The organism is Paraburkholderia sp. C35 (assembly GCF_003121405.1).
Taxonomy (GTDB): domain Bacteria; phylum Pseudomonadota; class Gammaproteobacteria; order Burkholderiales; family Burkholderiaceae; genus Paraburkholderia.
The window spans coordinates 1-15,516 of sequence record NZ_QBUY01000054.1 but is presented as its reverse complement, the minus strand read 5'-3'; the positions used below and the strand labels follow the sequence as shown (position 1 = coordinate 15,516).

The 15,516-nt window shown below is 64.3% G+C and carries 13 protein-coding genes; 9 read left to right on the top strand and 4 right to left on the bottom strand.

The genetic code is table 11. The features are described 5' to 3' along the window. Window positions 1-2 precede the first annotated feature (2 nt). The 4 genes from DK391_RS26570 (at window position 3) to DK391_RS26555 (ending at window position 2,737) form a co-directional block, all read left to right on the top strand. Window positions 3-725, top strand: a complete 723-nt coding sequence (locus DK391_RS26570; protein WP_204117440.1) for a lysozyme inhibitor LprI family protein — start codon at window positions 3-5, stop codon at window positions 723-725. 260 nt (window positions 726-985) lie between these two features. Beyond that, complete coding sequence (locus DK391_RS26565; protein ID WP_239482956.1) at window positions 986-1,663, top strand: CsgG/HfaB family protein; 678 nt, start codon at window positions 986-988, stop codon at window positions 1,661-1,663. Window positions 1,664-1,694: 31 nt separating this feature from the next. Further along, complete coding sequence (locus DK391_RS26560; RefSeq protein WP_109480984.1) at window positions 1,695-2,060, top strand: DUF4810 domain-containing protein; 366 nt, start codon at window positions 1,695-1,697, stop codon at window positions 2,058-2,060. Between the two features lie 2 nt (window positions 2,061-2,062). Further along, complete coding sequence (locus DK391_RS26555; RefSeq protein WP_109481015.1) at window positions 2,063-2,737, top strand: DUF799 domain-containing protein; 675 nt, start codon at window positions 2,063-2,065, stop codon at window positions 2,735-2,737. Window positions 2,738-2,806: 69 nt separating this feature from the next. Here DK391_RS26555 and DK391_RS26550 read toward each other — a convergent pair whose 3' ends face one another. The 3 genes from DK391_RS26550 to DK391_RS26540 form a co-directional block, all read right to left on the bottom strand. Next, window positions 2,807-3,727: a bestrophin family ion channel gene (locus DK391_RS26550; RefSeq protein WP_109480983.1), complete on the bottom strand. Its 921-nt coding sequence runs from the start codon at window positions 3,725-3,727 to the stop codon at window positions 2,807-2,809. Window positions 3,728-3,924: 197 nt separating this feature from the next. Continuing rightward, window positions 3,925-5,331: an argininosuccinate lyase gene (argH, locus tag DK391_RS26545; RefSeq protein WP_109480982.1), complete on the bottom strand. Its 1,407-nt coding sequence runs from the start codon at window positions 5,329-5,331 to the stop codon at window positions 3,925-3,927. A 138-nt stretch (window positions 5,332-5,469) separates the two neighbouring features. Continuing rightward, entirely contained in the window at window positions 5,470-6,282 is an 813-nt protein-coding gene (locus tag DK391_RS26540) for a helix-turn-helix transcriptional regulator (protein WP_109480981.1), read from the bottom strand. 159 nt (window positions 6,283-6,441) lie between these two features. Between DK391_RS26540 and DK391_RS26535 the strand changes: the two genes are divergently transcribed. Further along, complete coding sequence (locus DK391_RS26535; protein WP_109480980.1) at window positions 6,442-7,194, top strand: class I SAM-dependent methyltransferase; 753 nt, start codon at window positions 6,442-6,444, stop codon at window positions 7,192-7,194. Between the two features lie 85 nt (window positions 7,195-7,279). Here DK391_RS26535 and ppc read toward each other — a convergent pair whose 3' ends face one another. After that, on the bottom strand, window positions 7,280-10,375 hold the full coding sequence (gene ppc / locus DK391_RS26530; RefSeq protein WP_109480979.1) for a phosphoenolpyruvate carboxylase: 3,096 nt from the start codon (window positions 10,373-10,375) through the stop codon (window positions 7,280-7,282). Window position 10,376: 1 nt separating this feature from the next. Between ppc and DK391_RS45630 the strand changes: the two genes are divergently transcribed. From DK391_RS45630 to DK391_RS26510, 4 genes are all read left to right on the top strand, one after another. After that, complete coding sequence (locus tag DK391_RS45630) at window positions 10,377-10,505, top strand: hypothetical protein (protein ID WP_275426834.1); 129 nt, start codon at window positions 10,377-10,379, stop codon at window positions 10,503-10,505. Between the two features lie 302 nt (window positions 10,506-10,807). Further along, the gene (gene hemC, locus DK391_RS26520) at window positions 10,808-11,791 is read left to right on the top strand and encodes a hydroxymethylbilane synthase (protein ID WP_109480978.1); all 984 of its coding nucleotides are present in this window, start codon (window positions 10,808-10,810) and stop codon (window positions 11,789-11,791) included. Continuing rightward, window positions 11,791-13,884 (top strand): fused uroporphyrinogen-III synthase HemD/membrane protein HemX, encoded by a 2,094-nt coding sequence (gene hemDX / locus DK391_RS26515; protein ID WP_109480977.1) that lies wholly within the window; start codon window positions 11,791-11,793, stop codon window positions 13,882-13,884. Before hemC ends, hemDX begins: the two co-directional genes overlap by 1 nt. 2 nt (window positions 13,885-13,886) lie before the next feature. Continuing rightward, complete coding sequence (locus DK391_RS26510) at window positions 13,887-15,077, top strand: heme biosynthesis protein HemY (RefSeq protein WP_109480976.1); 1,191 nt, start codon at window positions 13,887-13,889, stop codon at window positions 15,075-15,077. Window positions 15,078-15,516 lie beyond the last annotated feature (439 nt).

The following is a 15,516-nucleotide window of genomic DNA, read 5'->3' as shown; positions in this document are numbered from 1 at the left end:
TCATGAAGACGGCACTGCGCTGGCCGTCGTGGCATCGTGCTCGCGTGATCGCGAGCGCGGCGGCGCTGCTCGCCGCATGGCTTGCCGCGCCTGGCGCGGCGCATGCGGAAGTCGCCGCCGCCGATCCCATCGACGCATCGATGCGTACCTGTCTGGCGCGTGCCGACATGTCGTCGACGGTCGGGCAGGTTCAGTGCATGGACACGGCGCGGATTGCGTGGAAGGCGTCGATGGATCAGTCGCTGCAGCAACTGCAGTCGGACGCGCCTGACGCGCAGCGCAAGAAGTGGGAAGACAGCCAGAAGCGCTGGCTGGCCTGGCGCGAGGCCGACGGCAAGCTGCTCGCCGCCGTGCTCGCGACCACGCACGGCACCGCGTATCAACTCGCGGGCGCCGACATCCAGTTGCAGCCGGTGCGTGACCGCGCGCTCGCGCTGCGGGCTGCCGCCGCGGCGTCAGGCAAGCAGGACCCGAAGACGCGTCCGCGTGCCTGTTCGTTCGATGCCCAGTGCGAGCACGCGATGTTCGACCTGAACCGCTACTACCGGCGTCTGCATGCGAAGCTGCCTTCGCACGCGCGCCCGCTGCTGTCGCGCGCGCAACGCGCGTGGACGGCGTATCGCGATGCGACCGTGCCGTTGATGGATGCCCGTTCGCAGATCGATATCATCGGCACGCGCGTCGCGCAGCTCAAACGCATGGGCGACACGGCCGGCAACGACTGAGCGTGGCTGCCGGGCGCCTGTCGTGCATCCTGATTGATTCGGATCGCTAAGCTTGTTCTTTCACATGCGCTCTGCATGCCTGCATGCTCTCGTGCGTTGATAAAGCGCAATCGTTTGTCATTTGATCCGACGAATGCTCAAGTTGCATCGTAGAGTGCCGTTAGAACGTATTACCAGAACGCCTGAGTGACGGGCGCATGCAGTCTGCACGTTTCGAAGGCACTGGGAATACGAGTCACTCTTTGAGCAGGATCAGCACTTTGAAACCAACTACAAGCATCACGCTGCTCGTCGCCGCGGTAGTCAGCGCGGCACTGAGCGGTTGCGCGACGGAAGCGTCGCGCGCGCTGCCGACGCCTGAAGTCAGCAGCGCACAAGTGCCCTATGCGGGCAAACCGGTGGCCGTCGCGGTCGGCAAGTTCGATAACCGTTCGAGCTATATGCGCGGCATCTGCTCCAACGGCATCGACGTGGTCGGCAGCCAGGCGAAGACCATCCTCGTCACGACCCTGCAGCAAAGCCGCCGCTTCTCGGTACTCGAGCGCGACAACATGGCCGAGCTCGCGCAGGAAGCCTCGATTGCGAACAAGTCGCAGAAGCTCAAGGGCGCCAGCTACGTGATCACCGGCGACGTCACCGAGTTCGGCCGCAAGGAAGTCGGCGATCACCAGCTGTTCGGCATTCTCGGGTCGGGCAAGAGCCAGATTGCGTATGCGAAGGTCAGCCTGAACATCGTCGATACGACGACCTCCGAAGTGGTCGCATCGAGCCAGGGCGCGGGCGAATACAGCCTGTCGAATCGCGAAGTGATCGGCTTTGGCGGCACGGCATCGTACGACTCCACACTCAACGGCAAGGTGCTCGACCTCGCCATCAAGGAAGCCGTCAATCACCTGGTGCAGCAGGTCGACGCGGGTGCACTACAGGCATCGAAGTAAAACACAAACGAGAGATTTCCGAGGCATAACAATGAAGAACCAACAATGGCTGACGGGCCTTGCGCTGCCCGTCGCGGCAGCGTGCGCGCTGCTGACGGGGTGCGCGAACACGGCGAAGCCGGTGGCGCTCTATCAATGGGACGGCTACCAGCCGCAGGTCTACGAGTACTTCAAGGGCAAGAACAGTCCGCAACAGCAGATCGACGCGCTCGAAAAGGCCGGCCAGCAGATCGCTTCGAAGGGCGCGGCGGTGCCGCCGGGTTTCCATGCGCATCTGGGCATGCTGTACGCGAGCGTCGGCAATGATCAGCGCGCGAAGCAGGAACTGCTTGCCGAGAAGCAGTCGTTCCCCGAATCGACCGTGTACATGGACTTCCTGTTGAGCAAATTCCAATGATGATGAAACGCCTTCTATCACTCAAGCTGATCGCCGCCATGTCCGTGCTGGTCGCGCTCACCGCGTGCGTCTCGAAGCCCTCGCGCCAGATGGACTACACGGCATTTCGCAACAGCAAGCCGAGCACGATTCTCGTGCTGCCGCCCGTCAACGATACGACGGACGTAGGCGCGAGCTACGCGATGCTCTCGCAGATGACCATGCCGCTCGCGGAAGGTGGCTACTACGTGGTACCTGTCGTCGAGATGGAAGAGACGTTCAAACACAACGGCCTGACCAACGCGAACGACATTCAGGGCGTCGCACCCGACAAGCTGCGCAGCATCTTCGGCGCCGATGCTGCGTTGTACACGCAGGTCTCGCAGTACGGCTCGAAGTACATGGTGATCGACAGCACGACGGTGGTCACGGCCAGCGCGAAACTGATCGACCTGCGTTCCGGCAATACCTTGTGGACGGGCGTGGCCAGCGCGACGGGCAAGGAGCTTGGCGGCAACGTCAATGTGAATGCCGGGCTGATCGGTGCGCTGGTGCAGGCGGCCGTCAAGCAGGTCGCACACTCGCTGACGGATGAAGCGCACGACGTAGCAGGCCTGACGAGCGAGAAGCTGCTGTCGAGCGGTGGCCCGAATGGCTTGATGTATGGTCCGCGTTCGCCGAAGTACGGCACGGACTGAGTGTTCTTCAGGTGGTGCAGTTCACGGCGCGAAGCGGCGCCCGTGAACTGCGCATGCCGTGCTCACCGTTCAGGTGAGCACATGTCCTTCCCTGACGCCCATCTTCTGCAGCGAGGGTTCGCCGAGCAGATCACGCGCCGCATCTTCGATGAACGCGGACAGCGCGTCGAGTGCGAGGTCGTTATCGTCGGTGCCGAACGGCTCTTCGATCTGTGACGCGATCGCGTCGAGCGCCATAAACGTGTACGCGACGAACACCGAGAACAGCGGCGTGAACGCGCCGACACTTTCCACCAGCCCGAACGGCAGCGCTGCACAGAAGAAATACACGGTGCGGTGAATCATCACCGAATACGCGAACGGCAGCGGCGTCGACACGATCCGCTCGCAGCCGCCGAGCACGGTGGACATCCCATTCAGATTGCGGTCGATGGCCTGCACGGTCCATGCATCGAGCTTGCCGTCGCGCGCCTGGCGCTGCACCCATTCGCCGAGCCACAGCAGGATCGTGGCGGGGCGGTAGCGCGAATGCATCACCCGCTCGAAGAGTACGGGATCGAGCCGGCTCGACAGATCCTGCGACGGATCGGTGCCGCGCAACTGATGCCGCAACGCATGACCGAATGCGCCCAGCGTTTGCACGAAGGCCTGGGTTTCGCGGGCGTCGATTTGGCCGGTGGACATCGTCAGCACCTGGCGCGTCAGTGAGCGGGTTTCGTTGAGCAGTTGCCCCCACAGCTTGCGCGCTTCCCAGTAGCGGTCATAACTCGCGCTGTTGCGAAAGCCAAGAAAGATTGCCAGTGCGATGCCGATCAGCGAGAACGGCGTCGTGGTCATGTTGACAGTGATCTTCAGCAGATGGTCGTGCACGCCGAGCGCGACCAGCGAGATCAGCAGGATGAGGCACAGGCGCGGCAGCAGTTCGGGAAGCACGGAGCCGCGCCACGCGAGCAGCATGCGGAACCAGTGGAGTTGCGGACGGATGATCATGACGGGGCAGGATTGAAGCCGGGTGTTGCCGTGATAGTAGCCGACGAGGCGCCGCACCAGGGAGAGAGGGCCGCGGCCAATTGTCTCTGCATGGCCGCGCGAAGGGTCGAGGCCGAAGCCGCAGGCAATTCGTGCGAAAATAAAAAAGGCGAACTCTCGGCAGAGAGTTCGCCTTCTGGAAGCCTGAACGAAGCCGGTTAGCTCAGCGCAGCCCTTGCAGCAGCAATCGCGGCGCGCACCTGATCCGGCGCCGTGCCGCCCGGATGGTTGCGGCTTGCCACCGAACCTTCCAGCGTCAGATAGCCGAACACGTCTTCGCCGAGCAGCGACGCGACGTTCGGCAATTCAGCCTTCATCTCGTCGAGCGACAGATCGGCGAGATCGCAGCCGCGCTGTTCGCAGAAGCGCACCGCGTGGGCGACGGCTTCGTGCGCGTCGCGGAACGGCAGGCCACGCTTGACGAGGTAATCGGCGAGATCGGTGGCCGTCGAGAAACCTTGCAGCGCAGCTGCACGCATGTTGTCGGCCTTCACCGTGATGCCCGCGACCATTTCGGCAAAGATGCGCAGCGTATCGGCGACGGTGTCGACGGTATCGAACAGCGGTTCCTTGTCTTCCTGATTATCTTTGTTGTACGCGAGCGGCTGGCCTTTCATCAGCGTGAGCAGCGCCATCAGATGGCCGTTCACGCGTCCCGTCTTGCCACGAGCGAGTTCGGGCACGTCCGGGTTCTTCTTCTGCGGCATGATCGACGAGCCGGTGCAGAAGCGGTCGGCGATGTCGATGAAGCCGACGCGCGGGCTCATCCACAGCACGAGTTCTTCGGAGAAGCGCGACACGTGCGTCATCACCAGCGCCGACGCAGCCGTGAATTCGATCGCGAAGTCGCGGTCGGACACGGCGTCGAGCGAGTTCGCGCAGATGCCGTCGAAGCCGAGCGTCTTCGCCACCGCGTGACGGTCGATCGGATAGCTCGTGCCCGCGAGCGCCGCTGCGCCGAGCGGCAGACGGTTCACACGCTTGCGGGTGTCGAGCATGCGCTCGGCGTCGCGCGAGAACATTTCGACGTAGGCGAGCAGGTGATGGCCGAACGTCACAGGCTGCGCCACTTGCAGGTGCGTGAAGCCCGGCATGATCGTGCCGGCGTTCTTGTCGGCGAGGTCCAGCAGCGCGACGCGCAGATCTTTCAGCAGATCGCCAATACGGTCGATTTCGCCGCGCAGCCACAGGCGGATGTCGGTCGCGACCTGGTCGTTACGCGAGCGGCCCGTGTGCAGGCGCTTGCCGGCATCGCCGATCAGGGCGGTCAGGCGCGCTTCGATGTTCAGGTGCACGTCTTCGAGATCGAGTTGCCATTCGAACTCGCCGCGTTCGATTTCACCCTTGATCTGTGCCATGCCGCGTTGAATCGACGCGAGGTCGTCGGCGCTGATGATCTTTTGCGCGGCCAGCATCGACGCGTGCGCGAGCGAGCCTTCGATGTCGACGAACGCGAGGCGCTTGTCGAAGAAGACCGACGACGTGTAGCGCTTGACGAGTTCCGACATCGGCTCGGAGAAGCGAGCCGACCAGGCTTCGCCTTTTTTATGCAGTTGGGACGTCATGGTGATGGGCAGTAAGCGAGGTGAAGACGCGGACGGCGCGGCGTGCCGGGCAAATGCTTGCCTGATGCTGCGACGTCTCGAAGGAGACAACGATTTTAACACCCGCCGCGCGGGCCGCTTTTTCGGGGCCAGGCGAACTCATTCGCGCACGAGCACGACCAGTTTCAGGTCTTCGCGATGCGCGGGCTTGAAGGTGATCTGGTTGTAGACGACGTGGCCATCGCGTGGATGATTGAAGCGGCGCTGGCCGCCTTCGCGCTCGTTGACGTCCTGCGACGCCCAGAAGCGCGCGAACGCGTCACTGGCGGCGGACAGCGAATCGATCAGCGAGCGCGTGGGTGCGTCGTTCTGATGGCGGATCGAATCGGCACGGTATTCGGCCGCGAGACGCCGCGCACGGATCTCCCAGTCGTCGATCAGATTGCGCGCATCCGGCGACAGGAACGTATAGCGCAGCAGGTTGCGGTCGTGCTCGCCGTCGAGCCAGCCGACGAACAGATCCGCCGCCGGGTCGTTCCACGCCAGCGCGGTGAACTGGCGATCGAGCACGTAGGCGGGCGCGTTCACGAGTTGCACGGTTTTGAGCAGCAGCGTGGGGGTGTCGGTGGGAGCGAGGGCCGGTTCGGCAGGGTCGCGCTGGGCGGCCAGTTCGAACAGATACGCGCGCTCGGCCCGCGACAGCTGCAGCGCGACGGCGATGCGTGCGAGCGCGTCGGCGGACGCGGACACCGGGCGGCCCTGTTCGATCCACGTGTACCAGGTCGGGCTGACGCCGCACAGTTGCGCGACGTCCTCGCGGCGCAGACCGGGCGTACGTCGGCGCGGGCCGGGCGGCAGGCCGACCGCTTGCGGCGTAAGCCGTTCGCGATGGGCACGGATGAATTCGCCGAGCGCGCGGGCGGGCGATGCGTCGAGCGGCGGGGCGGAATCGGCGGAAGACGGCGTGTTCATGGGGTGGACTGCGGTGACGGGTAATCTCGATACCAGAATAATTGCTTGACTTGTACCGGTACAGCGCGGGCTCTATTGTAACGACAGGCGAGGCGCTTCGCGACCTCGGACCAGTCCTCACGAACTACTCTGAAAGCCCCGGCGGGGCAGGAGCACACGATGAAGCATCACGATCAGGTAGCCGACGCGTTCGGCTCGACAGCGGCCTCGTATCTCACGAGCCAGGTTCACGCGACGGGCGCGGATTTGCAGACGCTGGCGGCTGCCGTGGCTGCGACGCCGGGTGCGGCCGTGCTCGACATGGGATGCGGGGCAGGGCATGCGAGTTTCGCGGTGGCGCCGCATGCCGGGTCGGTTGTTGCTTACGACATTGCGCCGCAGATGCTGGCGACAGTCGCGTCCGCGGCTCAGGAGCGCGGGTTATCGAACATCCGTACCCAGCAGGGCGCGGCTGAAAAGCTCCCGTTCGACGACGCTTCGTTCGACTGGGTCGTCAGCCGGATGAGTGCGCATCACTGGCACGACGTGCCGCTCGCTTTGGCCGAAGTGCGGCGGGTGTTGAAGCCGGGCGGGCGAGTGCTGTTCATCGACATCGCCGGCAGCGGGCATCCTTTGCTGGATACGCATCTTCAGGCTGTCGAGGTGCTGCGCGATGGATCGCACATTCGCGACTATCGTGATGACGAGTGGGTGGCGTTTTTCGAAGCTGCGGGGTTTGAGGCGGTCGTGCGGGTGCGCTGGCGGCTCGATATCGAGTTTGCTTCCTGGGTCGCGAGGATGAGGACGCCCGAGGTGCGCGTCGTGGCGATTCAGTCCTTGTGGGCGTCCGCACCGGATGAAGTGCGGGAGTACTTTGCCGTGCAGCAGGATGGGTCTTTCAAGCTCGATGCGCTGATGGTCGAGGCTTGGTGAGGTTTCGCAACAGCGAATTCACGTTCAAACAAAAAACGGCGGCCTCAAAAAGAGTGCCGCCGTTTGCAGGACAAAAACAGCAACCTTAGCCAGTATTTCTCAACCCAGCCGCAATCCCGTTGATCGTCAGATGAATCCCGCGCCGCACGCGGACGTTGTCATCGCCTGAGCGATGCCGCTTGAGCAGTTCCACCTGCAGGTGATTCAACGGATCGAGATACGGGAAGCGGTTTTTAATCGACCGCGCGAGCAACGGATTATCCGCGAGTCGCTCCTTCTTGCCGGTAATCTCGGACAGCACATTCGACGTCCGCTCCCACTCGGCCACGATCCGTTCGAACACGTGCTTGCGCAGCTTCTTGTCGGTCACGAGCGCTGCGTAGCGCGAAGCCACGGCGAGATCGGTCTTCGCCAGCACCATGTCCATATTCGACAGCAGGTTCGAGAAGAACGGCCACGCCTTGTGCATCTTGCGCAGCAGATTCAGACGACGCTCGCGTTCGACATTCGTGTCCGCACCTTCGAGCCAGCCCGAAACGGCGCTGCCGCACCCATACCAGCCCGTCAGCAGCAGACGGCATTGTCCCCACGAGAAGCCCCACGGAATGGCGCGCAAATCTTCGATCTTGCGTTGCTTCGGATCCTGCAGCTTGCGCGACGCCGGACGGCTGCCGATATTCAGTTCGGCGATCTCCGAAATCGGTGTCGACGAGAAGAAATACTCGGTGAAGCCAGGCGTCTCGTAGACCAGCGCGCGATACGACGCCATCGCTGCGTCGGACAGCGCCTGCATCACTTCCTCGAACTCGGGCAGCTGCTTGGGCGCATTGCCGTGCGGCAGCAGCGATGCTTCGAGCGTGGCAGCCACCACGGTCTCCAGATTGCGCAGGCCAATCTCCGGATTGCCGAACTTGCTCGCGATCACTTCACCCTGTTCCGTCAGACGGATCTGGCCGTCGACCGTGCCAGGCGGCTGCGACAGAATCGCCTGATAGGTCGGGCCGCCGCCGCGTCCTACCGTGCCGCCGCGGCCATGGAACAGGCGCATCGTGATGCCACGCTCGTTGAAGAGCGACACCAGCGCGAGTTCCGCGCGATACAACTCCCAGTTCGACGTCAGGAAACCGCCGTCCTTGTTGCTGTCGGAGTAGCCGAGCATCACTTCCTGCTCGTTGCCCTGGTGTTCGATGAGGGTATCGATGCCCGGCAGCGCCATCAGGTCGCGCATGATGTGCGGGGCGTTGCGCAAGTCGGGAATCGTTTCGAAGAGAGGAATCACCATCAGGCCCGCGCGCGCCGGGTCGACGCTGTTGCCGAGCAGGCCCTGCAGCAGTCCCGTTTCCTTTTGCAGCAGCATCACTTCGACCAGATCGCTCACCGTCTCCGTGTGCGAAATGATGTAGTTGCGCACCGCGCGCGCGCCGAACTTCTCGCGTGTCACGCGTGCCTGCTCCAGCACGCCGAGTTCGCTCTTCACGAGATCGGAATACTCGACATACGGTGAGCGCAACAGGCGAGGCTGCGCCAGTTCCGACAGCAGCACGCGCAGCTTGTCGGCTTCGGAGAGGGCCGCGTAATCGCTTTCCACGCCCGCGCGGCGCAGCAGTTCGGCGATCACCGCTTCGTGGATGTCCGAGCTTTGACGCAGATCGATGCTCGCGAGGTGGAAGCCGAACACTTCCGCGGCGCGCGTGAGCGGCGACAGACGCGGCGTCGCCAGCGAAGCGCCGTGATGCTCGGCGAGCGAATCGATCAGCACGTGCAGATCGCGCACGAACTCGGATGAATCCTCATAAGGCGTCGCGCGAATCTTCGGCACGCCGGGGCCGGCGCTGCGCAGCGGCACGACGCCTTCGCCCAGCCGCACGCGCGCGCTCGCACCAAGCCGCGTGTAAATGCCGATCAGCGCACGGCGATACGGCTCGTCCGTGCGATGCGGCGAGTGATCGGGCGACGCTTCCGCGAGCGCCTTCAGTTCATCGTTCGCGCCCGCCAGCAGGTTCGACACCGATAGTTCGGCGCCGAGCTTGTGCACCTGTTCCAGGTAGTGCTCGAAAATCACCGCGGCCTGGCGCGTGATCGCGTTTTCGAGCGTCGCGCCTGTGACGTTCGGATTGCCGTCGCGGTCGCCGCCGATCCAGCTGCCCATCTGGAAGAACGACGGCAGGCGCGCATCGAGACCATGCTCGACGAGCGCTTCCTCGATGTCGGCGTAAAGCTGCGGAATCTCTTCGAGGAAGGTCGCGCGGTAGTACGACAGCGCGTTTTCGATTTCATCGGCGACCGTCAGGCGCGAATCGCGCAGCATGCGCGTCTGCCACAGCGACGTCACGCGTGCGCGCAGCAGCGATTCGTTCTGCAGACGCTCGCGCGCCGTCAGCGGCTGGTCGCGCTCGGCGAGCAGGCGCGCGATGTCGTGCTGCGCGTCGAGAATGCTCTTGCGCTGCACTTCCGTCGGGTGCGCCGTCAGCACGGGGACGATCAGTGCGTCGTTGAAGAACTGCTGCAGCACGGGCGTGGCGGCGGCGTTCGCTTCGACGAGGCGGTCGAGCGCATGCGCGATGGTGCCCGGCTGCGAGGTCGAGCCGGCCAGATCGTGGATGCGGTGACGGCGGTTGCGATGGCGGTCTTCCGCGATATTGGCAAGGTGCGAGAAGTAGCTGAACGCGCGCACCACGCTCACCGTCTGTTCCGGCGACAGCCCGCGCAGCTTCTTGTCGAGTGCCTGCGCGGCGACGCTGTCGTCCTCGCGGCGAAAGCGCACGGCCGTCTGGCGGATCGTTTCGACCACGTCGAACACGGCATCGCCTTCCTGCTCGCGGACCACGTCGCCGAGCAGCCGCCCCAGATAGCGGATGTCTTCGAACAGCGGCTGGTCCTTGTCTTCGCGCGTGCGGGCGGTGTCTTTCGCCTGCGTCGCCGCGCCGTTCTTTGCTTGCTTCGACGCGCGCGCGGCCTCCTGCTTGCCGCCGCCGTCTGATTTGATTCGTTTCGAGGCGCCGTTGGCGGCTGCCTTGGTCTTCGTGGATTTGCCGGTCTTGCTGGTATCGGGGGCTTGCGTTGCTTTCAGGGCCTTGGCGGCCTTGACGACGGAAGCGGCGGAGGCGGCCGATGCGCTGTTGGCAGCGTCGGGCGAGGCAGTAGTGCGGCGGGCAGGGCGCGCCGATCCGGAAGACGTCACGATGTTTCCTCAGGAAAGCCAGGGTCTAAAGAATGGTGAACTGCAACTGCGGGTACTGCGGGTTGCTGCGGAGAACAATGCGGCGCGCGCGACGAAGGAAGAGCCGGGTGCGCGTGCTGCGCCGCATTAAATCATCGCGCATGCGGCGCATCGACGCGCGCACGACCGTGCTAGGGCTTCTGGCGGCCCTGCGGGCAACGATCGATACGGCTCGTGGACGTGACTGCGCGCAAGACAAGCGGGCGAGTCTGTCTCCTGCTATGCGTTCGCCCATGCAGCCGCAGACACTGAGAGTGAGCGCCCTAGCGCTTCCTTTCGTTGACGGCAACTGCCCGACGAACAGCTTTGACATGGCCGTGCGGCCAGCGAGAGGTGCCAAAGCGCGTGCTAACATTGTTTGTTATCACATCCCGTCTTTCAATGACTCAAACAATGAATTCCGAGACGTTTGCGCCCACGCCGCCCACTACGCTTGTCATAGCGTCGCGGGAAAGCCGGCTCGCGATGTGGCAGGCCGAGCACGTGCGGTGTGCGCTGCACAAATTATATCCATCTTGTGACGTAAAAATCCTCGGAATGACGACACGCGGCGATCAAATTCTCGATCGCACGCTATCGAAGGTCGGTGGCAAGGGGCTGTTCGTCAAAGAGCTGGAGAATGCGCTCGCCGATGGCCGCGCCGATCTCGCCGTCCATTCGCTGAAAGACGTGCCGATGGAATTGCCCGACGGCTTCGCGCTGTCCACCATCATGGAGCGTGAAGATCCGCGCGACGCCTTTGTCTCCAGTCAGTACGACTCGCTGGCCGCGCTGCCGCCCGGCAGCGTAGTCGGCACTTCCAGCCTGCGCCGCGAAGCGATGCTGCGGGCACGTTATCCCGAACTCGTCGTGAAGCCGCTGCGCGGCAATCTCGACACGCGCCTCGCGAAGCTCGACCGCGGCGATTACGCGGCCATCATTCTGGCCGCGGCCGGCCTGAAGCGGCTGGGTCTCGGCGATCGTATCCGCGCACTGCTCGATCCCACCGACAGTCTGCCCGCAGCCGGGCAGGGCGCGCTCGGCATCGAGATCCGCGCGGACCGTGCCGATCTCGCCGCATGGCTTGCGCCGCTCCATCACGAGCACACGGCAACCGCCGTCGAAGCGGAGCGCATGGTGTCGCGCTCGCTCGGCGGCAGTTGCGAAGTCCCGCTCGCGGCCTACGCGACGTGGCATGACGGCGCGCTGCATCTGCGCGGCGTGGTCGCGACGCCCGACGGCCTGCGCGTGCTGAGCGCTCACGCTTCGGCGCCTGCCGCGACCACGGGCGCCGCGCTCGAACTGGGGCGTGAGGTTGCGCAGCAGCTCGAAGCGCAAGGCGCGCTCGACATCGTGCGCGCGCTCTCCACGGCGAGCGGCCCGGCCGCTTCCGCGTGATGGCGGCCAGCTCGAACCCGACACCCGACGCATTCCCGTCCACGGACGGCGCAGGCGCGCCGCACGCGGCGGCCTCGCGTCTGACGGTCGTGCTGACCCGTCCGGCAGGGCAATCCGATGCGCTGGCGCGCACGCTGCGCGACGCGGGTGTCGCAAGCATCGACTTTCCGCTGCTCGACATCGCCGCCGCCGACGACGAAGGCCCGCTGCGCACCGCGCTCGCGTCGCTCGACCGCTACGCGCTGGTGGTATTCGTGTCGCCGAATGCCGTCGATTACGCGTTCGCGAGCCACGACGCGATCTGGCCGCATGCACTGCCCATCGGCGTGGTCGGGCCGGGCAGCGTGGCGGCGCTCGCGAAGCACGGCGTCGAAGCGCCTGCTTACCGCGTGATCAGCCCCATCACGTCATCGGACGATCATGACGGCGCGCGCTTCGATTCCGAGGCGCTGTACGCAGCGTTCGAAACCCTGCTCGGCGACAACGCTTTCGAAGGCAAGCGCGTGCTGATCGTGCGCGGCGACGGCGGGCGTGAATGGCTCGCCGACCGTCTGCGGGAAGCAGGCGCCGAAGTCGAGACGGTCGCGGCCTACCGGCGCCTTGTGCCGGAGCCGTCGATCGGCGCCTGGTCGCGCATCCACGCCTTGCTGTCCGACGGATCGAAGACGCCGAGCGCGTGGCTCGTGACCAGTTCGGAAGGCGTGCGCAATCTCGCCGAACTCGCGCACGACCATCTCACCGCCAGCGAGCAGGCGCATCTGAAGCAGGCGATGTTCGTCGCGCCTCACCCACGCATCGCGGAAACCGCGCGGGCATTGGGTTTTGATAGCATTACGGTGTCCGGTGCGGGCGATGAACGGATTGCCCGTACGCTGCTGTCGATTGCGGCACCTTTAGTGGCACCCGCTGCGGCACCCGTCGCGGCACCTTTCGAAGTTCAACCGGTCCAGTCCAACCCGGCACAAGAACGCATGTCTGATACCAACGCATCCACCACATCCTCGCCCAACCCCGCATCGCGGCCAGCCGCTTCGCTGCCGCCGAATCAACCCTTTACGCCTTACGAAATGCAGCAGCCCAAACCCAAGGGCAACGGCCTGCTGTGGGTTGTCATCGCGCTGGTGCTGATCGTGGCGGTGGCGGGCGGCGTTGCATTGAACCGCAGGATCATCAAGCTCGATCAGCAACTGTCGCACCGTCAGCAGATCAACGACTCGACCACGGCCGAACTGCGCGTGAAGACCGAGCAGGCGGTCGCGACCGTGCGTCAGGCCGACGCGCAGATCGCGCAACTCGAAGGCAAACTCGCCGACGCGCAGGGCGCACAGCAGGCGCTGCAGCAGCAATATGCCGACCTCGCACGCAAGCGCGATGACTGGACCATGGCCGAAGTCGGCCAGATGCTGTCGGCGGCGAGCGAGCAGTTGCAACTGACGGGCAACACGCAACTCGCGCTGTTCGCGCTGCAAAGCGCCGACACGCGGCTGGCTGCATCGGACGGCGCGCAGGTCGTGGCGGTGCGCAAGGCGATCGCGCAGGACATCGACAAGCTGAAGTCGGCGCCGTCCACCGACCTGACAGGTCTCGCGATCAAGCTCGACAACGCCATCGACCAGATCGACCAGTTGCCGCTGTCGGGTGAAGCGCAGATCGCGCATGCCACGCCGCATGCGTCGACGCCGAAGGATGTCGACCGCGTTGCCGCGGCGACGGGCGAGCCGAAGTGGAAGGCGTGGTGGAACCAGTTCGTCGCGGGCGTCGGCCAGCAGCTGACGAGTCTCGTGCAGGTGCGCCGCATCGACAACGCCGATGCGATGCTCGTGGCGCCCGATCAGGGCTACTTCTTGCGCGAGAACCTGAAGATGCGCCTGCTGTCTGCGCGTCTCGCGCTGCTCTCGCGCAACCAGACCACGCTCAAGTCCGATCTGCATGCCGCGGATGATGCGCTCGCGCGTTATTTCGATGCATCGTCGAAGAACGTGCAGACGGTGCGCGGCCTCGTGAAGGAGGTCGACGACGGCTCGGGTGCCGTCGATGTGCCGAACCTGGATACGAGTCTGCAGGCCGTCCATCAATACCGGAGCCGGGGTTAATCATGGCGCTGCGTGGACTTCTCTGGCTTGCCTTCCTGTTCGCGATCGCCGTCGTGCTGGCGATTGTCGGGCGCTTCGACACCGGTCAGGTGTTGCTTGTCTATCCGCCGTATCGCATCGATATTTCGCTGAACCTGTTTATCGTCGGTCTGATCGTCGCGTTCATCGTGATCTATGCGCTGCTGCGCATCTTGCGCAACATCTGGCGCATGCCGCAGCGGGTCGCGGCGTATCGGGCGCGGCAGCGTGTCGCCAAGGCGCATTCGGCCTTGCGCGATGCGATCGGCAATCTGTATGCGGGCCGTTTCTCGCGCGCCGAGAAGGCTGCGCGCGATTCACTGATCAATCCCGATAACAAGGGCGCGGCCGGGTTGATCGCCGCGAACGCTGCGCACCGCATGCACGAGTACGCGCGCCGCGATGAGTACCTCGCGCAGATCGACTCAGCCGACTGGCAGGATGCGCGCCTGATGGCGACGGCCGACATGCGCGCCGATGGCCGCGATGCGGACGGCGCGCTGCTGGCGCTGACTGAAATGCAATCGCAGGGCGGCCGGCGGATTCACGCACAGCAGATTGCGTTGCGGGCGCAGCAGCAGTTGAAGAACTGGGGCGAAGTGCTCAAGCTCGTGAAGACGCTGGAGAAGCGTGAGGCGATTCATCCTGCTGTTGCTGTGCGTTTGCGGCAGCTGGCGGCGGAGAATCTGCTACGCGATCGACGGCACAATGCCGATGCGTTGCTGGAGTTGTGGCATTCGCTGACGCCCGTCGAGCGGCATTCGCCGCGGCTTGCCGATCTCGCTGCTGAGTTGCTGGTGGCGTTGAATCGTCCGCAGGAGGCGCGTCGGAGTGTCGAGGAAGCACTGGCGCAGAACTGGGATGCTCGCTTGTTGCGGCGGTATCCGGATACGACTGGGGGCGATGCGTTGCCCTTGATCCAGAAGGCCGAGGCCTGGCGGAAGGAGCGTCCCGAGGACGCGGATCTGATGTTTGCGCTTGGACGGTTGTGCCTGCATCAGCAGTTGTGGGGGAAGGCGCAGTCGTTTCTCGAACAGGCGCTCAAGCTTGCTGATAATGAGACTTTGAAGATTCGCTCTCATCGGGCGTTGGCAAGGCTGCATGAGCAGCTTGGGGACGCTGATAAGGCTAGCGCGCATTATCGGGAGTCGGCGCTGGCTATGAATGTGGTTTGAGGTTTTTTTTGCCTGCGGCGGGTTTGGGTTGGTTTGCTTTTGGTTTTGGTTTTGCTGGCATCCGCGATTTCGTACTGGTCTGCTAGCGTCGCCCCTGTGCGGGGCAGCACCTACTTTTCTTTGCCGCGGCAAAGAAAAGTAGGCAAAAGAAAGCCGCTGAACACCACCCACTACGGTCCTTGCCTGCGGGTCCCCAGCCGGTCCTATCCTTCATGCGGCATCACTCTTGTTGATGCCCGCTGCCAGCGCTCTTTAAGGGCGCATCACCCTCTTCAAGCACCCGCGTCTCAGCGGGCCTTACCAGTTCGGCCCAGGCCGCCCAGGTGGCAAACGGTGTGTCGGCCGTCGCGCCTTATACGCTCCACTCCGGACTGAAAAGCAAAGGCGGTGTGTCTTGTAGGATCGCCGACGCAGAATGCGCGACAACCTACACACCGTT